This window comes from Microbacterium sp. ISL-59 (assembly GCF_018613945.1).
Classification (GTDB): domain Bacteria; phylum Actinomycetota; class Actinomycetes; order Actinomycetales; family Microbacteriaceae; genus Microbacterium; species Microbacterium oxydans_B.
Window position 1 is genome coordinate 1,523,166 of sequence record NZ_JAGGPG010000002.1, and the last position, 19,614, is coordinate 1,542,779.

The following is a 19,614-nucleotide window of genomic DNA, read 5'->3' on the forward strand; positions in this document are numbered from 1 at the left end:
CTGTCCCCGTGATCGCGGTAGCGACCGCGACACCGCTCGCCGCGGCATCCACGGACGCGCGCGGCCGGTTCGTGATCGAGTCGATGCTCGGCGGCACGTGGGTGAATCCGCAGTACTACGGTGCGTCGATCCAGCTGCGCAACGACGACACTCAGGCGTCCACACTCCCTGTGGAGCCGATCACCAGCGGCATCGTCGTGGTGATCTTCGCGACCGTCGATGTGGGCGCTGTGCAGCCGGCGATCATCGCCAATGCAGGCGGAAGCAGTCCCGTCGTCGGCGCGCTCCCCGCCACCGACCCGACGTGGACGTCGGCCGGGGCGAGCGACAACGGCGATGGGACCGTTTCCTACACGCTGGCCTTCGTGGGGTCGATTGCAGGGCAGGGTGTGACCCACGTCAGCTTCGGTGTCCTCGGGTCGACTCCGCTGCATTCGGGTATCTCGGTTTCCGTCCAGGCCACGGGTTCGCCGACCGACGGATCGACGAGTTCCCGCACCGTGACGCTGTTCTGACGGAGACACCTCGTCGGGCGTTCACCCCGCCGGGGTGAACGCCCGCTTTCGCCTCCGCGGCATTTGGTCGAAGATCAAGGCCATGCAGACGGAAGCCTCGGATGAACCGCGCCGCACGACTCGGGTTCTCGACATCATCACCGTCGTTCTGCTTTCGGTGACCGCGGTCCTGACGGCGTGGTGCGGTTTCGAGGCCTCGAAGTGGGGCGGCGAGATGTCCATCGCCTTCAGCCAGGCATCGAGTGCGCGAGTCCAAGCAGCCTCGGCACAGTCGACGGCTCAGGCCGCACGTCAGTACGACCTGACGCTTTACACCGAATGGGTGCTCGCCGATGCAGAGGGGCGTGACGACCTGGTTCGGTTCGTCGAAGCACGCTTCACCGAAGAGTTCGCGGTCGCGTTCGATGCATGGACAGCCGAAGGACGCACCGCGCGCGGTCCCTTCGTGATGGACGAGTACGTGCCGCCCGGCGCGGTCGAGTCCGAAGAGCTGGGCGCCCGCGCCGATGCGAAGTTCGACGAGGCCCTCGCCAACAATCAGCGCGGCGATGACTACTCTTTGCTCACGGTCCTCTTCGCGCTCGTCCTGTTCTTCGCCGCGATCTCTCAGCACCAGGCAGCGCCGTGGAGGCGCTGGGTGTTCCTCGGCTTGAGCGGGGTCATCTTCATCGCCGGAATCGCAACGCTGCTGACCTTCCCCATCAAGATCTGAGGAGAGGCCCTTCGGGTCACCCCCTGGGGGTGATGCGCGGCCCACAAGCCGCAGTCGCCTGGGTAGCGTCACTGGTGGTGGCGGGTTCACCGCCCGATCTCGAGACGGGGGTATCGGCATGGCTGAACAGTTCAACGGCAAGATCGCACTCGACGTGCGGGACTCGGTGCCGGACTGGGAACCCTACCTCCTGCCGACCGCAGCCGAGAACACCCCGAATGTTCTCGTGATCCTCTACGACGACACCGGGATGGCCTCGTGGTCGCCATACGGCGGCCGGATCAACATGCCCGCCCTCGACCGGCTCGCCGCGAACGGACTCACCTACACGCAGTGGCACACGACCGCGCTCTGCTCGCCGACGCGCTCCGTCTTCCTCACGGGACGCAACCACACGCGCAACAGCATCGCCTCGCTCATGGAGTCGACCAACGGGTTCCCCGGCAACTCCGGCCGGATTCCCGACGACTGCGCACCGATGGCGCACATCCTGCAGGACAACGGCTACTCGACGTTCTGGCTCGGCAAGGATCACAACGTCCCCGAACAGGACAACGCCACCGGCGGCAGCCGCTACCAGTGGCCGCTGCAGATGGGCTACGACCGCTTCTACGGATTCCTTGGCGGAGAGACGAACCAGTGGTACCCCGACCTCGCCGAGGACAACCACTTCATCGAGCAGCCGTACACGCCCGAAGAGGGCTACCACCTCTCCAAAGACCTCGCAGACCAGGCGCTGCAGATGCTGCGCGGCCAACAGGCGACCAACCCCTCCAAGCCCTGGTACATGTGGTTCTGCCCGGGAGCTAACCATGCCCCTCACCAGGCGCCGCAGGAATACATCGATAAGTACAAGGGCGCCTTCGACGACGGGTACGACGTGTACCGCGAATGGGTGCTCGGCCGCATGATCGAGCGCGGCATCCTGCCCGCGGACACTGACCTCACGCCGTTCAACCCGATGCCGGAAGATCAGGCGAACGCCGCCGACCACGTCAAGCCCTGGGACACGCTCAGCGACGACGAGAAGACGCTCTTCCGTCGCATGGCCGAGGTCTTCGCCGGGTTCAGCGAGTACACCGACGCGCAGATCGGACGCATCGTCGACTACCTCGAGGAGACGGGCCAGCTCGACAACACGATCATCTTCTACTGCGCCGACAACGGCGCATCCGGAGAGGGGTCGTCCGACGGCTCCGTGAACGAGAACAAGTTCTTCAACAACTACCCCGACGACCTCGCAGAGAACCTCACCCGCATCGACGACCTCGGAGGACCAGAAGCCTACAACCACTACCCGACGGGTTGGGCAGCCGCCTTCTCCACCCCGTTCCAGATGTTCAAGCGCTACAGCCAGTACTCCGGCGGCACCTGTGACCCGATGGTCATCCACTGGCCCGCCGGCATCAAGGCCAAGGGCGAAATCCGGCACCAGTACCACCACGCCACCGACATCGTCCCCACGATCCTCGACGTCGCCGGCTTGGAGATGCCCGACGCGTATCGCGGTGTCGAACAAGCCCCCCTCCCCGGAGTGTCCATGCGGTACTCGTTCGACGCCGAACCGGACGCTCCCACCCGGAAGCGACGTCAGTACTACAACATGCTCGGCACCAGAGGGCTCTGGCAGGATGGCTGGAAGGTGGCGGCCACGCACGCCCCGATCTCCGGGCACGGTGACCTCGATCAGGACGCGTGGGAGCTTTACCACGTCGCCGAAGACCGCTCGGAGTCGAAGAACGTCGCCGCGGACCACCCCGAGAAAGTCAGAGAACTCGTCGATGCCTGGTTCGAAGAAGCCGACATCAACTACGGGCTCCCCATCGACGACCGCACCGCGATGGAACAGCTCACCATCGACCGCCCATCCTCCGAGCCTCCACGGCACCGCTACATCTACTACCCCGACAGCGGGGCAGTCCCCGAAGGCGTCGCCGTGAACGTGCGTGGCCGGTCGTTCAAGATCATCGCCGACGTCGACGTCGTAGACGGCGCCGAAGGCGTCATCTTCGCCCATGGTTCCCGCTTCGGAGGTCACTCGCTCTTCATCCAAGACGGACGACTGCACTATGTCTACAACTTCCTCGGCATCCAGCCGGAGCAGACGTTCGTGTCGGAGAAGCTCACTCCGGGGAAGCGCTCCCTCGGCATGGAGTTCAGCCGCGAAGGGGCCGGCGAGTACAAGGAGTCCGTCGGCACCACGACCCTCTACGTCGACGACCAGGCGGTGGCGACCGGCCCGATGCGCGCCCAAGTCGGGAAGTTCACATTGTGCGGAGACGGCCTGTGCATCGGATATGACAGCGCCGACTCGGTGAGTCGGTCCTACCGGGCCCCCTTCACATTCACCGGCGGGACGATCAAGGGAGTCGCCGTCGACGTCAGCGAGGAGCAGTACCTCGACCTCGAGCTCGAAGCGCAGGCGGCCTTCGCACGGGAGTGAAGCGATCCAGACGGGAACTCCTAAATGCCGACTTCCGACGTAACGGGTGCATTAGCTCGGCCACCGAGCCTGCCGGATGCGGCGCAACCGAGATGATTGAACGGCGTCTTCGACAATGACGCGGTCCTCGTCGACCCGTAAGTCTGCTCAGAGTTGAGGCTCACCGCTGTGGTGTGGGTGCGATGCTCGCAGCCATAGAGAAAAGAAGGGGCTCGATTTCTGCTGGCCGCTGAGCTACCAAGGGGTAAAGAGCGGAGAACCCTATGTCGAACGGTGTCGTGGAGACCTTTCACGAGGACGGTGCCTGGTACAACCGTGTTGAGGGCGAACCAGGCTATCTAGGTGACGGCTACAGCACGCAAGACGAGGCTGTATTGGCCGGTCGTGAGGCCGCGCTGGCGCGAGGTGCTGCGCAAATCGTCCAGAACACGGATCGACGCATCGGGCAGCGCAACTCTCGTGACGACGAACCTCGCCAAACCCGCGGGTGAGCGATGCTCGACTCACGTCAGGGATGTAGATCGCAGGAGGAAGCATGCGGGTTCGCCGGCGACGCATCGTGATGGGCGGGATGGCGTTCCGTGTCATGGAAACCATGGCTCCAGTGCGGTCAGCACGTGTGACGGTGGTGCTGATCCACGGCATCGGGATGTCTCATCGGTATCTGGCCAGCCTTCACCGCGAACTAGCACTGGCGACCAGGGTCGTATCCGTGGACTTGCCAGGTTTCGCGGGCTTACCCAAGCCGCGCGCCGACGTCGATATCCCGCAGATGGCAGCCGCTCTGGCCGACGCGCTCGCAACTCTCGGAGACGGGCGCCTCGTGCTTGTCGGGCATTCGATGGGTGCACAGTGGGCGGTAGAAGTTGCGATCCAGCAACCCGTTCTGGTGGCCGGTCTCGTTCTCATCGGCCCCGTCACTGACGACAAGCGCCAGACATTGGGCGGGCAAGCGAGGGCACTCGCCCTCGACACCGTCGGCGAAACTCCAGCGATCAACGCCGTCGTCTTCACCGACTACGTCCGCTGCGGAGTCCGCTGGTACCTCACTCAAGTCAGGCACATGCTGGCGTTTCCGATGTGGCGTCGCCTTGGTGCCGTCGCCATGCCTGTACTGATCATCCGCGGAGACAAGGACCCGGTCTCCGGAGGCGAATGGTGCGAGAGCCTGCGACGCCGTGCACAGTTCGGCAGGCTCGTCGAGCTCCCGGGACAGCATCATGTCGTGCAGCAATCCGCACCTGTCGCAGTGGCGTCGGAGATTTCACGTTGGGCAGGCTTCTAAGCGCCGCGCGCGCCGCCTTCGCAACCCTGGTGACCGTTGTGGTGGGGATCGGAGTAGGTTGCGTGGATGGCTGATGTGAAAACGATGGTCCAAACCGAAGTTGTCATCGATGGTGTGGTGTCCCTGCTCGCCCAAGATCAGAACGTCGAAGAGCTGATCCATCGCATAGAGGACGCAACCGCATCAACAGGAAGGTTCGTCCGCATGACAGTGGTGGGGAACCGAGAAGTGCATGTGCTCGTCACCCCGACGAGCCGTGCCTCGATCACGGTCGCCACGGTGCTACACGATGCTCGCGACAGCGGTGACATCGAGTTCCCCTACGGCGGATTCTACGACCCCGGGTTCGACGGCTAGGACGACACACGCGCCAGCGCTGGGCGCTTCTGCAGAAGGCTATGGTTTGACGTATGGGCACCATCCAGTACGGCACCGGCGACGAGATTCACATCGACGACCGCGCTTTGGCGCACCTGAAGGTCGTCATTGCGACCAAGCTTCGTCGAAACGAGAGTTTCACGCTCTCGTGGAAGCACCCTGAAGGTGACCCCATTGGGAGGTCGACGATCTGGTTGCACCCCTCGATCCCGCTGCGCTTCACCTTCGACGAACCGGAGGCACCGCAACTAAACACGCAGTGGATCCAGCAACTGATGCAGTCCGCGAGTTCGTCCGGTGGGATCTCCCTCGTCGACGAAGTACTCGACACGCCGGAGCTCTGAACCCGTCGCTACCGGCTTCCTAAGGCGGAATCAAGCCCTTTCCCTTCGCGCGGATGTAAGTCGTACGTTGAGGAGAATCGGTCGCGGCGTGAGGCCGTGCCGCGAGAGCGGAGGGCAGATACCAATGGATGGCACCGACAACCGCCAGACGAGGGCCGTCTTCTGGTTCTGGCTTGCGATGATCGGGCTGGGGCTTGCCGTGATGATCGTGCTCCCGCTCGCGGGACGGTAAGTCATGCGCAGAGTCATCCGCGACAACGGGCTGAGCCTCGCATTCCTCACGATCTTCCTACTCGCGCTCCTCGGGCAGTCGTTCGCCGGCCACGCCTACACGAACGAGCAGTTGCAGCAGCACAACCAGGCTCCTGTCGGTTACTTCGAGTTCATCACCTCGTCGGATTTCCTCGTCGATGTTGCGGAGAACTGGCAGTCCGAGTTCCTGCAGTTCTTCCTTTTCATCCTCGCCACAGTCTGGCTCGTCCAACGAGGCTCACCAGAATCCAAGAAGCCAGGCGACGAAGGAGTCGGTAGTGACCAGGACCAGTTCGTCGGACACCACGCGCGGTCGGACTCTCCACGCTGGGCGCGTGCACGGGGGGTGCGCTTGTGGGCGTACTCGAATTCGCTTCTCATCCTGATGGGGGCAATCTTCCTGCTGTCCTGGTTCGCGCAGTCCCTGGGCGGTCAGACCGTCGCGAACGAAGAGAACGCGCAGCACGGATCCCCGCCGCTCTCATGGATCGAGTACGTCGCGTCCCCCGATTTCTGGAACAGGACTCTGCAGAACTGGCAGTCGGAGTTTCTCGCCGTGGGGGCGATGGTCGTCTTCAGCATCTACCTCCGCCAGCGCGGCTCCAGCGAATCCAAACCCGTCGGCGCACCACATGGGACCAGCAGCGTCGAATCCGAGTAGCTACGTACTGACAGCCCCGTATCCCCGGGAATGTCGCTCGTCGAATAGCAGCAATGCGTCTCGACGGTAAGCGCGCGACGGTCAGCCTCGGCTGAGGCAACTCTTCGGCGTCCGCATAGTACGTCGGTTGTCGGCCCAGGTCGAGGGAGGCAGAGAAAGCCGTTCGCGGGTGCAGTGTGGCTCTCACACTGCACGACTTACCACCGGAGGCCGACATGTATTTTCACGTCCAGGAGTTCATCAACGAGATCGCTCACGACGAGCCGGACCCCGCTGCGGCGAATGCGCTTCAGGAAGGGCTGGGTGGTCAGTTCGGTGAGATGCGGACGATGATGCAGTACCTCTTCCAGAGCATCAATTTCCGGGGGCCGGACGGCAAGGCGTACAAGGACCTGATCCAGGGGATCGGCACCGAGGAGATCAGCCATGTCGAATTGATCGGCACGACGATCTCGCGACTGCTGGACGGATCTCCGCAGTATCAGGGCAAGCCGACCGACCCCCTGGATGAGCCGGGCGCGGGCGGGGCGACACCCCTGCGCATCGCTGTCGACACGAGCAACATCCATCACTATCTCGTCGGAGCTCAGGGAGCTCTTCCCGTCGATGCGGTCGGCAACCCGTGGTCCGGCAGCTACGTCTACAACTCGGGCAACCTCGTGCTCGATCTGCTCTACAATCTCATGCTCGAATCCACCGGCCGGTTGCAGAAGTGCCGGCTGTACGAGATGACGGACAACAAGATGGCCCGGAGCACGATCTCGTACCTCATCGTGCGCGATCAGGCGCACGAGAACGCCTACGCAAAGGCGCTCGAGACGCTCGGCGTGAACTGGCGCACCTCCCTGCCGATCCCGAAGACGAATGCCGAGCAGTTCCCCGAGGTGAAGAAACTCCTCGACCGCGGCCTGCAGAGCAAGCAGTACTCGTTCGACCTCACCGCCAAGTCCGAAGCCGGCAAGATCTTCCAGGGCGCGTCACCGTCGAACGACGGCACCGAACTCGACGCCAGCGAGCAAGCACCTGTCGGGCACCCCATGACGATCTCTCCGGAACGCCTCGAGGAGTTCGCCCCCGGTGCGGACGGCGAGCTCCGGGCACTGATCGAGGCGACGGCTGCCATGGAGATGGCCGACATCGATGCGACCTTCGGGCGCATGAAATGACCATCTCCGAGGCCTCCTGATGGCCACCAACACCCGACGCATGAGGTGCACTCCCGACGATGTGTTCCGAGTACTCCAAGACGGCTGGCTGTATCCGGTCTGGGTCGTCGGCGCCACCCGCATGCGCGAAGTCGACGAGAGGTGGCCCGCCCCCAATGCGGAGCTGCACCACACCTTCGGCACGTGGCCCCTCGTCCTCGATGACACGACGCGAAGCGTCGAATGGGCACCCCCGCACCGCATGCGACTCATCGCGCGAGGCTGGCCCGTCGGAGAAGCCAGCGTCACCATACGAGTGCGCACTGATGCTGATGGCTGCGTCGTGCGCATCGACGAAGAACCCCGCACGGGGCCAGCAACCCTCATACCCCGCTTCCTCACCAACCCGCTCCTCCGAGCACGCAACGCAGAAACACTCCGCAGGCTCGCCTACATCGCTGAAGGACGCGCCACCCAACGGGAGACGGACGAAATGAACACGGCCAGCAGCAAAAACGACATCGGCACAGAGCCATCCCCCGGCCCAGAAGACCACGACAACCTCGGAACCGTAGACGCCGAGGCAACACCACCGACCGTACCGCCCACCAGTAGAGGACACGATGACGGGACCGAAGTTGTAGCCGACGAGCGCGCCGACTGATTACCGAACGAGTCGTCACCGAGAAGGAACGCACGCGTCATCCCTCGAACGATGGTTGCAGCAACGAGCGCGCGAATTACGACCCTCGACAGGATGGGTTGAAAACACTGGCCCGCTCGTCGAAGTCAAGGGCCTGCACTCAGAGTGTCCCTCAGAGCATGCTGTGGCCACGATGAATGGAGACAAACATGTCTGATGCACAATCCACCCCTGAAGAACCGATGATTCCCGACAAGCTCGTTCCCCGCCAGATGTCCGACGACCCGGTCCCGACCGATCCCTCCGCAACCGACGATGAGTCACCGGATGAAGACGAGAACTTCGACCTCAGCGATCTGCCGTAGCTGAACCCATCGCGTCGCGCGATGACGAATCGGGTTCCGTCGGCCGATAAGGTGTGCGACGCTGGGAGGACACCACCAGCGACCATTTCGGTTACACCTCTTGGCACGGGTTCCGTGGCGAGCAGAGGAAACCCATCATGGGCAAGTTCATCTACGAAGGCACTGTCAAGACCGAGATCGAGGATCGTGCGCTCGCACACCTGCAGCTCGTGATGATAGCGAAGCTGCGTCGGGGTGAGCCGTTCGGGTTCACCTGGAAAGAAGACGTCAGCATCGGCGGCGGCCGTACCACAGTCTGGGTCCACGGGGGCAGCGACCTGGTCTTCAAGTACGGCGGAAGCCGCCAGCCGTCGATCAACCGGGAATGGATCGAAGCCCTGGCATTCACCGCCAACGCGCCCGGTGGCCTGTACATCGTGCCAGAACCTGCTGAGACTTCGTCGCACGACGTTCACCGCATCGCTGAGTCGGCGTAGCTACTCACTGGAGGGCAGCTACGTACTCGTCTTCACAGCCCGCTCTCACGTCACCGTTTCGGCCAGAGAGACAGACCGATCCTCAACGCTCAAACCGATCCGGTGCCTACGCAGGCGGGAAGCCCGGCAGCCCGATGAGACCTTCGAAGATCGAGTGTGCGACCCGCACGTCTAAGCCCCAGACATCCCCTGGACCGATGGCAAGCGATTCGCCCTACGACTCGGGTCGCAGGGAAGGCGACGGGATCGATTCGCAAGCCTGCCGCTGAGGTCGACCGTAGGCCGCCAACGGAGTCGTCGGAGATCAGTCCATCTGGCTCGCGAGCTTTAGCCGCTCATGCCCGGTCATCGGCTCGATGGCGGGGAAGTCGAATGTGACAGTGTGGATCTTGCCGGTGAAGGGGAAGAGGCCGCGGTCGGCGTAGTCGTCGCAGACGGGGGAGACGCAGTCCATGCCGACGTCCATGGTCTCTGTGCCGCATCGCTGGGGGATCTGCTCGGGTAGGTGAAGGTCTCCTGCGGGCTGACCGTCCACCGTCATCGTGACGTCCGCAGGTCCTCCTGCTCGCGGCGTCTGAGGTGTGATCTCGACGGTGACCGTGTGCGTGCCCGGCGTGAGTGGTTCAGGCGAGACGAGATCGTTGCGCCGGATTCCGAAGAAGTTGTAGTGGAACCGGACGGCGCCTTCCCATCCGAACAGCGACCAGCCCGCGGCGTCGCCGCCGACGGCGAAGATGACACCGTCGGCTCCCGCTTCAGGGATATCGATCTCGGCGGTGAGGGTGAGGGGGACGCTGACGAGTTTCGGTCCGCTGCCCTCGGGCAGGCGCACCATACCCTCGTGAAACGTGATGTGGTTGCGGCCGGCGAAGAAGCTGGGGCGCAGGGTCACGTCGAGGCGTTCGGCGAATCGGTCATCGAGGGGGAGAACGTTGTAGCGAGCGGCTTCGGCCATGAACATGTCCTGGAGCGCGCGGAGCCGCTCGGGTTCTTGAGTGGCAAGGTCGTGGGCTTGGCTGAAATCGGTTTCGATGTTGTAGAGCTCCCAGACGTCGTCGTTCCAGCTGTACGTGCCGGAAGTCTCCCAGGGCAGCCGGCCGTGGCGACAGGAGGCGATCCAACCGTCGGAGTACATCGCACGGTTGCCGAGCATCTCGAAGTACTGCTTCGTATGGCGACTCGGAGCATCGGCGTTCGTTTCGGCGAAGGTGTAGGCGAAGCTCGTGCCCTCGAGGGGCTTCTGGATGACGCCGTTCACCTCGGTCGGCTGAGTCATGCCGACGATCTCCAGCAGCGTCGGTGCGACGTCGATGACGTGATGGAACTGCGAGCGTGTTCCCGATGTGGTGATCTTGTCGGGCCAGGACACGATCATGCTGTTCCGGGTACCGCCGAAGTGGGAGGCGACCTGCTTCGTCCACTGGAACGGGGTGTCGCCGGCGTGGGCCCATCCGACGGCGTAGTGCGGGGACGTGCCCGGCAGCCCCCATTTGTCGATGAAACCGATGGCTTCGTCGATGGAAGGCTGCCGACCGTTGAGGCTCATGATCTCGTTCGGTGTGCCGACGAGCGAGCCCTCGCCGCTGGAGCCGTTGTCGCCGAGGATGTAGATCACGACGGTGTTGTCGAGCTCGCCCAGTTCCTCGAGCGCGTCGACGACGCGACCGACCTCATGGTCGGCGTGCTCCAGGAAGTCGGCGAAGTTCTCTGCCTGCCGCGCGAACAACGCTTGGTGCTCCGGCAGCTGGCTGTCCCACGAGGGAATCTGCTCCGGTCGCTCTGTGAGCTTCGTGCCCGCGGGGATGATGCCGGCGTCGAGCTGGTTCTGGTGCACGACTCTGCGGTACTCGTCCCATCCCGCATCGAACCGGCCCTTGTTGCGTCCGCGCCAGTCCAGCGGCGGCTGGTGCGGCGCGTGTGCTGCCCCTGTCGAGAAGTACGCCAACACCGGCCGTTCGGGAGCGATGGCCTTCTGGCTGCCGATCCAGGAGATGCACTTGTCTGCCAGGTCGGTCGTCAGGTGGTAGCCGTCCTCAGGGCGGGCGGGCGGCTCCACGGCCTTGGTGCCCTCGTAGAGCGAGGGGTAGAACTGGTCGGTCTCGCCGGAGATGAAACCGTAGAAGTAGTCGAATCCCTGATTGGTCGGCCAGTTCTCGAACGGGCCGGCCGGGCTCGTCTGGTTGTCGGGGACGTTGTGGTTCTTCCCGAACCACGCGGACGTGTATCCCGCGTGCTTGAGGAGTTCGGCGAAGGTCGCCGTCCCCTTGGGGATGATGCCGCTGTAGCCCGGATAGCCGGTGGCCATCTCCTGGATGACACCGGTGGCGACGGTGTGGTGATTGCGACCAGTGAGCATGGCCGCTCTCGTGGGGGAGCACAGCGCCGTGGTGTGGAACTGGTTGTAAAACAGGCCCCGGCCGGCGAGGCGTTCTGCTGTGGGCATCCGTACCAGTCCACCGTTGACGCTCGGCCACCCGAAGCCGACATCATCCAGCAGCACCAGCAGCACGTTGGGAGCGCCCGACCTCGCGGCCTTCGGCGGTGGGAAGTCCGGCACCGACTCCGTCGCGTGCAGGCCGATTTCGGCTGCGGGGTAGGACCATTCCGGTTCCGGGAGATGGTTGCGATCCAAGCTCAGCGGAAACTCGTCGTATTCGTCGTGGTTCGACACATCGATCCCCTCGTCGCTACTCGTGTGTTCGAGTATCCGCCGATTGCCGCGCCAGCAAGGTTGAGCCCTCGCCCGAACCGGGTGACTGCTTGCTCGAGTCGCGATGCTAGTGAGTTGGTGACCGCGGGCTGATTGCAAGCGTGGTCTCCTCGTTGCGGCAGACGATGGGCCTGTCGGAGTCCGAGGCTAGTGAGCGGCGAGCGCGAGGGACAGAGGAACAGTGAGTTCAACCCGTTCGGGTCGGTCTGAAGTAGCTCAAGAATGTCCGGAATAGCTTTGGAAGTGACACCGGGGGACTATGCGTCGTTGGCGGTGGCGCTGATGAACGCGCGCATGTCGGCTGGTCGCCGATCCGCGTTGGCACTCAAACGCTCGACCTCGGATCCCAATGCCTTACCTTGTTGTCAGCCAACATAACGACCGACGGGAAAAGTGCTCGCGCCGTCCCCCTGGACAACGACACGGTACACCGGACATACGCGGGTGCCGGGTCACCGGATGCCCCCGGCGTCGTTCGCGGCCGGAAGCACACCGAGCCTGACGATGTAACGCAAGGATAAGCGGGAGGGTGGTTGAAAGCGCTCAGGATCAGTAGCTCGCCAAGGCCCCTGCAGCCCAGCTTCGGGGAAGTGCCGCACCGGATCACATAGTTTGACGATCTCGCCCAGGACGACTTCTCACCTTCTCTTGTGTTTACCTGGATCAACAACGACAGGTGTGGATCACATGTAGTCGACGGGTCATATGAGCCTGCGGCGTCGAGCCCGGGAACGCGGCATCCCGCTCAACTTGATAATGGTTCTCATTAACGTTTAGAGTGAAGGCATGAAGAAGCCCGTCGTCGCCCTCGCCCTCGCATCCGTCGCCGCACTCACGCTGGCCGGATGCTCCACCCCGGCAGCGGGAGAGGGCGACGACGGCACCATCACGGTCGTCGCGAGCACCAACGTCTACGGCGACATCGCCGCGCAGATCGGCGGCGACCGCGTCGAGGTCGAGTCGCTCATCACCTCGGCCTCGCAGGACCCGCACTCCTACGAGGCGACCGCGCGCGACCGCCTCACGGTGCAGAAGGCCGACCTGGTGATCGAGAACGGCGGCGGCTACGACGCCTTCGTCGACACGCTGCTCGAGGACGCGAAGGACCCGCACGTCGTCACGGCGGTCGAGTTCTCGCACGACTTCCCCGGCAACGAAGGCCACGACGAGGCCGAGCACGACCACGCCGACGACGAGTCCCACGACCACGATCACGCCGAGGGTGAAGAGGGTCACGAGGGCCACAACCACATCGAGGGCTTCAACGAGCACGTCTGGTTCGACCCGCACACGATGATCCATGTCGTCGAGGCGATCTCCGACGAGCTGGCCGAGCTCGACCCCGACGGGGCGAAGGAGTTCGCGGCCAACGCCGACGAGATCGTCGCCGACCTGGAGGGCTTCGAGGCCGACCTCGAGACCATCAAGACGGATGCCGCCGGGGCGACGGTCTTCATGACCGAACCGCTGCCCGGCTACCTCGCCGCCGCGGCCGGCCTGACCGACGTCACGCCCGAAGGGTTCGCCGAGTCGGTCGAGGAGGGCACGGATGTCGCCCCCGCCGTCCTGCTCGAGGCGCTCAAGGTCATCGACGGCGGCGAGGCCACGGCGCTGCTGACCAACGCGCAGACCGGTGGCGCGGAGACCGAGCGCGTCGAGGCGGCCGCGAAGGATGCCGGCATCCCCGTCGTCGCGTTCACGGAGCTGCTCGAGGACGGATCGTCGTACTCTGAGTGGATGAGTGACGCGATCAAGAGCCTCGCCGCCGCTGTCCAGCCGTGAGCGGCGGCGCTCCGGTCCTCGAGATCACCGACGCCGCGCTCCAGCGCGGGGATCGCGAACTCTGGTCAGGGCTCGACCTGACGGTGCAGCCCGGGGAGTTCATCGCGGTGCTCGGCCCGTCCGGGTCGGGCAAGACCACGCTGCTGCGCAGCATCCTCGGTCTGCAGCCGCTGTCTTCAGGGTCGATCCGCGTCGCGGGGGAGCCCGTGCACCGCGGCAACTCGCGCATCGGGTACATCCCGCAGCAGCGCAACCTCGCCCCCGACACCAGCATGCGAGCCCGTGACCTGGTGGGGCTCGGCGTCAGCGGAAGCCGGTTCGGGTTCCCGATCCCGCATCGCGGCGACCGCGCCAAGGTCGACCGTCTGCTCGAGTCCGTCGGGGCCTCGCACTTCGCCGATCGTCGCGTCGGCCTGCTCTCGGGTGGCGAGCAGCAGCGGCTGCGGGTCGGTCAGGCCCTCGCCGACGAGCCGGCGCTGCTGCTGTGTGACGAGCCGCTGTCGAACCTCGACCTGGCCAACCAGCTGGCCGTGACCGACATCATCGACCGCCAGCGCCGTGAGCGCGAGGCCGCGGTGCTGTTCGTCACGCACGACATCAACCCGATCCTCGGTCGCGTCGACCGCATCCTCTACATCGCGGGCGGCAGGTTCCTCCTGGGCACTCCCGACGAGGTGCTGCAGACCCGCGTGCTCAGCGACCTCTACGGCACCCCGGTGTTCGTGCTCCGCGCGGGCGACCGGCTGGTCGTCGTCGGTGTTCCGGATGCCGAGCCGCACCACGACCACGGCGACCACGAGCATGGAGGAGCGGCATGAGGCCCCTGGTCGACTGGAGCGACGTCTTCTCGTTCCAGGACTACGGCGAACTCGTCGCCCTGCTGTCGAACTCGATCATCGCGGGTGCGGTCCTCGGCATCGTCGGCGGACTGATCGGCGTCTTCGTGATGCAGCGCGACCTCGCGTTCGCGGTGCACGGTGTGAGCGAGTTGTCGTTCGCGGGTGCCGCCGCCGCCCTGCTGTTCGGCGGCAGTGTGGTGTTCGGGTCGTTGGCCGGCGCCCTGGTCGCGGCGATACTGATCGGCATCCTCGGGGCCAAGGCCAGGGACCGCAACTCGATCGTCGGGGTGCTGATGCCGTTCGGCCTGGGCCTCGGCATCCTGTTCCTCTCCCTGTACGACGGCCGCAGCGCCAACCGGTTCAGCCTGCTGACCGGGCAGATCGTCTCGGTGTCCAGCCCCGACCTCGGGTGGCTCATCGGCATCAGCATGGTCGTGCTCATCGGGCTGCTGGTGATGTGGAACCCGCTGCGCTTCGACTCGCTCGACCCGGAATCGGCCGCGGCGCGCGGAGTGCCGACCCGTGCCGTGAGCCTGATGTTCATGGTCCTGCTGGGCCTCATCGTCGCGGTGAGCGTGCACATCATCGGTGCGCTGCTGGTGATGGCGCTGCTGGTCACACCCGCCGCCGCCGCGATGCGTGTGACGGCCGGCCCCATCGCGGTGCCACTGCTGTCCGCCCTGTTCGGATTCGTCTCGGCCGTCGGCGGCATCCTGCTCGCCCTCGCCGGCACGCTGCCCGTGAGCCCGTACATCACGACCCTGTCGTTCACCATCTACGTCGTGTGCTGGATCGTGCAGCGCTCGCGCGCCAGGGTGAAGCGCGTCCGGGCCTGAGTCATGCACGGGCGCATCCACTCCCAGCCCTCGCCAACTCCTGCGGCCTAGACTCGTCTCATGGCTCAGCGGAACACCTGGCAGCGCGAACGCGTGCGCGAAGCACTCGCCGACGCGCGCGGCTTCGTGAGCGCGCAGAACCTGCACGCCTCGCTGCGTGACGACAACACGGGCATCGGCCTCGCCACGGTGTACCGCGCGCTCGCCGGCCTCGCCGCCTCCGGTGACGCCGATTCGCTGCAGAGCCCCGAGGGCGAGGCGCTGTACCGCGCCTGCACGACGCAGGGGCACCACCACCACCTCATCTGCCGGTCCTGCGGCCTGACGGTCGAGATCGAGGCCAAGGACGTCGAGCAGTGGGCGCACCGCACCGCGGCGCTGCACGGATTCACGGATGCCGCGCACGTGGTCGACATCTTCGGGCTGTGCACCCCGTGCACGAACAAGCGCGACGCCGAAAGGGCTGCGAACGCGTGACCCCCTCGGCAGGTACGGCGACCCGTCACGGTCACACGCATCGCCCGGCGCCGTCCGCGCGCTCGGCCTGGATCGGAGTCGGTCTCGGCGTCGTCATCATCGCGGCGCTGTTCCTCATCGACGCCTTCCTGCCGACGCTCTTCCCCGCGGCTCTCCCGACCCGCGCACAGGACGGTCTCACCCTCGCGCTGAGCGTGCTGATCGAGGCGCTGCCGTTCGTGATCCTCGGCGTGCTGCTGTCGATCGTGGTTCAGGTGTGGCTGCCGCCCGACGTCATCCACCGCTGGCTGCCCCGGCGCGCATGGGCCCGTCGTGCCGTGCTGTCACTGCTCGGCATGCTGATCCCGGTGTGCGAGTGCGGCAACGTGCCCTTCGCCCGCGGGCTGATGATGCGCGGGCTGGCTCCGGCCGAGGCGATGACCTTCCTCATCGCGGCGCCGATCGTGAACCCGATCGTGATCCTCACCACGCACGCGGCATTCGGCTGGGACGGCGGCATCCTGGTCGCCCGCCTCGTCGGCGGCTACCTGATCGCGAACCTGATCGGCTGGATCTACAGCCGCCACCCCGACCCCGACGGCATGCTCACGCAGCGTTTCGTCGACACCTGCGACCGCGTGACGCACGAACCGGGCACGCCGGTGCGCCGCAGCCTGACGCAGTTCCTCGTCGAGCTGCGTGCCGTGATGCCCGCGCTGGTGATCGGCTCGGCGCTCGCCGGAGCCGTGCAGGTGCTCATCCCGCGCGAGTGGTTGCTCGCCATCGGGTCGAACCCGGTGCTGTCGATCGTCGCGATGATGATCCTGGCGATGACCGTCGCGATCTGCTCGAACGTGGATGCCTTCTTCGCACTGTCGTTCGCGTCGACGTTCTCGTCCGGTGCGATCGTCGCCTTCCTTCTGGTCGGTCCGCTCGTCGACGTCAAGATGCTCGCGCTCATGCGCACCACGTTCACGACGCGCACCCTGGTCGGCATCGTGGGAATCGTGCTCGCCTCGGCCTTCGCCATCGGGATCGGGGTGAACGTCCTTGTCTGAGCAGACCGCCATCCGTGCCCGCGCGCTCGGCACCCGCTGGCTGGGTGTGGGGCTCGCCGCGGTGATCTCGGTCGTCACGCTGGGCCTCGGACTCACCGGGCGCCTCAACCTCTACATCAGCCCCGAATCGGTGTGGTTCGCCTGCACCGCCGCGGTCGTGACGCTCGCCGGCGCGATCTGGTCGTGCACCCTCCCGCTCGGCGAGGAGGGCGACCACGGACACGATCACGGGCCTGCTCCGGAAGTCTCGGATGCCGCCGATGGCGCGGATCACGGCTCGCCCACCGCCTCCCCTCGACGTTCGCTCGCGGGTGTCGGGGCCGTCGCGGGCGGTGTGATCGCCACGGGCGTCGTCGCCGCCGCCCTCGTGCTGCCGCCGGCCTCGCTGTCAGTCGAGCTGGCGATGTCGCGCGCGGGGGAGCAGAGCGCCCTGTTCGCGGGGTCGGATACGGTCGCGCTCGGCGTCGCCGACACATCGACCTTCGGCGTGGGTGACTGGGCGAGCGTCTTCGCCGCGTCCACGAACACCGCCGCCTATGACGGCGCACCGGTGACCCTCACGGGATTCGTGACGCCCGACTCCTCGGCTGACGACGGCGTGAACCTCACGCGATTGGTCATCACGCACTGCGTGATCGACGCGCAGACCGCCGCACTCCCGGTCGACGTCGATCCGGATGACTACGCGACCGGACAGTGGGTCGAGATCACCGGGACCGTGCGCGCGGATGCCGATGGAAAGCTCCGTGTCGAGCCGACCGATGTCGTCGCGATCGACGAGCCGGGGGATCCGTATGAGTACTGACGACGAGCGCCCCGAGGTGCCCGCCGTTCCGCAGACTCGTGCGGAGATGCGCGCGGCCAGAGAAGCTGCCGAGGCGGCCGAGGCCGAGCGGATCGAGCGCGCGCTCGCGACGCACCATGAGCCCGAACCGAGCGCCGAGGAGCCGCGCGCCGATGCGGGCGAGCTTTCTGCTCGCGAGGCCGCTGCCCGTGAAGCTGCTGCTCGCGAAGCCGCCGCCCGTGAGGCCGCTGCCCGCGAGGCCGCGGTGCGAGAGGCAGGCGATCGCGAGGTCGCGGAGCAGGAAGCCGCCGCCCGCAAGATGGCCGCCTTCGAGGCTGCTGCGCGGGAAGACGCCGAGGCGACGGCGCTTCCGTCTGTTCCTCTCCCCACGGAGCCCGTCGTCGTGGGTGCGGCCCCCTTCGTCGCGTCCCCTGACGCTCCCGATGCCGCCGCCGCTGCCGACACCGAGGCCGAAACTGACGCCGATGCTGAGCCGCGCGATGAGGCGTTCGATCCGGCCGACTCCCGCGACCCGTCCGCCCGCGAGCCTGCCCGCACCCCTGCGACGTCACGCCGTTTCCTCCTCACGATCGGCGCTGTCCTCGGCGTTCTGGTGCTCGTCGGCACCGTGTTCGGCATCGTGAGCCTCCTGCAGGGGCCACGGATCAGCGAGGTGCAGGTCGACGCCGCGCAGGCGATCGAGTCCTCCGGGAGTCGGGTCATCCTCACGGCGAATCAGGCGCTCGCGGACATCGATCCCGAGCAGGTCACCGTCGAGCCGGCCGTGCCGTTCACGGTCGATGCATCGGGTCGGGGCGTCGGTGTGCGCTTCACGGTCCCGCTCGACGATTCCACGAAGTACACGGTGCGTGTCGCCGATGTCACCGGTGCCGGCGGGGGTCCCTCGACGACCCTGACGACGAGCTTCGAGACCCCGGCATCCCACATCTTCATCCTGCGCCGCGATGTCGACGGCAAGGACAAGATCTTCCTCACCGACCTCAAGGGCGACGGGGTCGCGGTCTACGAGCACGACAAGATCAACGACTTCCGCGCGACCTCGAACCAGCTCGTCGTCGCGGTCGAGGAGGATGACGGGTCCCGGTTGATCGTGATGGATCGCGACGGGGGGAACCAGCGCGAGCTGAAACTCCCGGGCGACGGCTACGTGGGGGCGGTCCAGGTCTCCGAGCGCGGAGGCCTCGTCGGCTACAGCTACTCCGACCGCGAGCTGAGCGACGACGAAGGACGAGCGAGCGTGCTGGTCACGCAGTCGCTGAACGGCAAAGACGACCCTCAGGTCATCGAGGTCGCGGGCAAGGAGGCGAGCGTCTTCGTCTGGCAGTTCGTGCCCGACAGTGCCGCCGTGCTCTTCATCGACTTCGACGGAGCGCTCTCGCTCGTCGACCGCTCGACCGATGCGGGGGTGCAGTCCCTCGGGCTTGCCGCGACCATCCAGGGCATCTCCCGCGGTACCTACACGGCGATCGTCGAGCGGCTCGACGCCACCGTGGTCGAGCTCAACCTCGCCGACGGATCCGAAGAGCCCCTCGCGGCATCCGATCCCGACTACGGCACGGCCTCCTCGATCACGCCGTACCCCGGTGGCACGCTGCGGCATGTGGTCTCGCGCGACGATGCGGGGCTGCCGATCGGGCAGGCCGTGATCCGCGTCGACGACGACGGCACGGCGACCCCGCTGGTCGAGGTCAGCTCGGCCGATTCGATCCTGCAGGCGTGCGCGTCGCCGAGCGGCCAGTACGCGGCGGTCGTCGTCGCCCCCGACCTGGCGAGCAACCCCTACGACGGGATGCTGCTGCCGCTGCCCGAGAACGTCGAGACGCATCTGATCGACATGGAGTCGGGCAAGGAGATGGTCGCCCTCACCGGCTTCGATGCCTCCTGGTGCCAGACGGCACCGCGGTTCTGA

20 protein-coding genes are annotated in these 19,614 nt (G+C 65.9%); 19 read left to right on the forward strand and 1 reads right to left on the reverse strand.

Annotated features, from left to right (window positions below):
* Positions 1 to 8 precede the first annotated feature (8 nt).
* From J7E45_RS11420 to J7E45_RS11475, 12 genes are all read left to right on the forward strand, one after another.
* Positions 9 to 515 (forward strand): hypothetical protein, encoded by a 507-nt coding sequence (locus tag J7E45_RS11420; protein ID WP_215069268.1) that lies wholly within the window; start codon positions 9 to 11, stop codon positions 513 to 515.
* An 82-nt stretch (positions 516 to 597) separates the two neighbouring features.
* On the forward strand, positions 598 to 1,227 hold the full coding sequence (locus J7E45_RS11425) for a hypothetical protein (protein WP_215069270.1): 630 nt from the start codon (positions 598 to 600) through the stop codon (positions 1,225 to 1,227).
* Positions 1,228 to 1,345: 118 nt separating this feature from the next.
* Complete coding sequence (locus J7E45_RS11430) at positions 1,346 to 3,670, forward strand: arylsulfatase (protein ID WP_215069272.1); 2,325 nt, start codon at positions 1,346 to 1,348, stop codon at positions 3,668 to 3,670.
* Between the two features lie 263 nt (positions 3,671 to 3,933).
* Entirely contained in the window at positions 3,934 to 4,161 is a 228-nt protein-coding gene (locus J7E45_RS11435; RefSeq protein WP_215069274.1) for a DUF2188 domain-containing protein, read from the forward strand.
* A 44-nt stretch (positions 4,162 to 4,205) separates the two neighbouring features.
* A complete protein-coding gene (locus J7E45_RS11440) occupies positions 4,206 to 4,955 on the forward strand; it encodes an alpha/beta fold hydrolase (protein WP_215069277.1) in 750 nt (249 codons plus the stop codon).
* 66 nt (positions 4,956 to 5,021) lie between these two features.
* On the forward strand, positions 5,022 to 5,312 hold the full coding sequence (locus J7E45_RS11445; RefSeq protein ID WP_215069279.1) for a hypothetical protein: 291 nt from the start codon (positions 5,022 to 5,024) through the stop codon (positions 5,310 to 5,312).
* Positions 5,313 to 5,365: 53 nt separating this feature from the next.
* Positions 5,366 to 5,677 (forward strand): hypothetical protein, encoded by a 312-nt coding sequence (locus tag J7E45_RS11450; protein ID WP_215069281.1) that lies wholly within the window; start codon positions 5,366 to 5,368, stop codon positions 5,675 to 5,677.
* A 235-nt stretch (positions 5,678 to 5,912) separates the two neighbouring features.
* Positions 5,913 to 6,590: a DUF6766 family protein gene (locus J7E45_RS11455; RefSeq protein ID WP_215069282.1), complete on the forward strand. Its 678-nt coding sequence runs from the start codon at positions 5,913 to 5,915 to the stop codon at positions 6,588 to 6,590.
* Positions 6,591 to 6,805: 215 nt separating this feature from the next.
* The gene (locus J7E45_RS11460; RefSeq protein WP_215069283.1) at positions 6,806 to 7,756 is read left to right on the forward strand and encodes a manganese catalase family protein; all 951 of its coding nucleotides are present in this window, start codon (positions 6,806 to 6,808) and stop codon (positions 7,754 to 7,756) included.
* Between the two features lie 19 nt (positions 7,757 to 7,775).
* On the forward strand, positions 7,776 to 8,399 hold the full coding sequence (locus J7E45_RS11465) for an SRPBCC family protein (RefSeq protein WP_215069284.1): 624 nt from the start codon (positions 7,776 to 7,778) through the stop codon (positions 8,397 to 8,399).
* 188 nt (positions 8,400 to 8,587) lie between these two features.
* The gene (locus tag J7E45_RS11470; protein WP_215069285.1) at positions 8,588 to 8,743 is read left to right on the forward strand and encodes a hypothetical protein; all 156 of its coding nucleotides are present in this window, start codon (positions 8,588 to 8,590) and stop codon (positions 8,741 to 8,743) included.
* Positions 8,744 to 8,880: 137 nt separating this feature from the next.
* Positions 8,881 to 9,219 (forward strand): ATP-dependent DNA ligase, encoded by a 339-nt coding sequence (locus tag J7E45_RS11475; protein WP_215069287.1) that lies wholly within the window; start codon positions 8,881 to 8,883, stop codon positions 9,217 to 9,219.
* A 304-nt stretch (positions 9,220 to 9,523) separates the two neighbouring features.
* Here J7E45_RS11475 and J7E45_RS11480 read toward each other — a convergent pair whose 3' ends face one another.
* Positions 9,524 to 11,890, reverse strand: a complete 2,367-nt coding sequence (locus J7E45_RS11480; RefSeq protein WP_215069289.1) for an arylsulfatase — start codon at positions 11,888 to 11,890, stop codon at positions 9,524 to 9,526.
* An 825-nt stretch (positions 11,891 to 12,715) separates the two neighbouring features.
* Here J7E45_RS11480 and J7E45_RS11485 point away from each other — a divergent pair.
* Genes J7E45_RS11485 through J7E45_RS11515 form a run of 7 tightly spaced genes read left to right on the forward strand, consistent with a single transcriptional unit; the run spans position 12,716 to position 19,614 of the window.
* The gene (locus J7E45_RS11485) at positions 12,716 to 13,711 is read left to right on the forward strand and encodes a metal ABC transporter solute-binding protein, Zn/Mn family (RefSeq protein WP_091032180.1); all 996 of its coding nucleotides are present in this window, start codon (positions 12,716 to 12,718) and stop codon (positions 13,709 to 13,711) included.
* Complete coding sequence (locus tag J7E45_RS11490; protein WP_091032175.1) at positions 13,708 to 14,529, forward strand: metal ABC transporter ATP-binding protein; 822 nt, start codon at positions 13,708 to 13,710, stop codon at positions 14,527 to 14,529. Before J7E45_RS11485 ends, J7E45_RS11490 begins: the two co-directional genes overlap by 4 nt.
* Entirely contained in the window at positions 14,526 to 15,386 is an 861-nt protein-coding gene (locus tag J7E45_RS11495; protein WP_215069291.1) for a metal ABC transporter permease, read from the forward strand. The genes J7E45_RS11490 and J7E45_RS11495 overlap by 4 nt, the downstream gene beginning before the upstream one ends.
* A 60-nt stretch (positions 15,387 to 15,446) precedes the next feature.
* Positions 15,447 to 15,863: a Fur family transcriptional regulator gene (locus J7E45_RS11500; protein ID WP_029264380.1), complete on the forward strand. Its 417-nt coding sequence runs from the start codon at positions 15,447 to 15,449 to the stop codon at positions 15,861 to 15,863.
* Entirely contained in the window at positions 15,860 to 16,900 is a 1,041-nt protein-coding gene (locus tag J7E45_RS11505; protein ID WP_215069293.1) for a permease, read from the forward strand. The genes J7E45_RS11500 and J7E45_RS11505 overlap by 4 nt, the downstream gene beginning before the upstream one ends.
* Positions 16,893 to 17,705 carry a TIGR03943 family protein gene (locus tag J7E45_RS11510; RefSeq protein ID WP_215069296.1) on the forward strand — a complete coding sequence of 271 codons (813 nt, stop codon included), beginning with the start codon at positions 16,893 to 16,895 and terminating at the stop codon, positions 17,703 to 17,705. Before J7E45_RS11505 ends, J7E45_RS11510 begins: the two co-directional genes overlap by 8 nt.
* Positions 17,695 to 19,614: a hypothetical protein gene (locus J7E45_RS11515; RefSeq protein WP_251053625.1), complete on the forward strand. Its 1,920-nt coding sequence runs from the start codon at positions 17,695 to 17,697 to the stop codon at positions 19,612 to 19,614. The genes J7E45_RS11510 and J7E45_RS11515 overlap by 11 nt, the downstream gene beginning before the upstream one ends.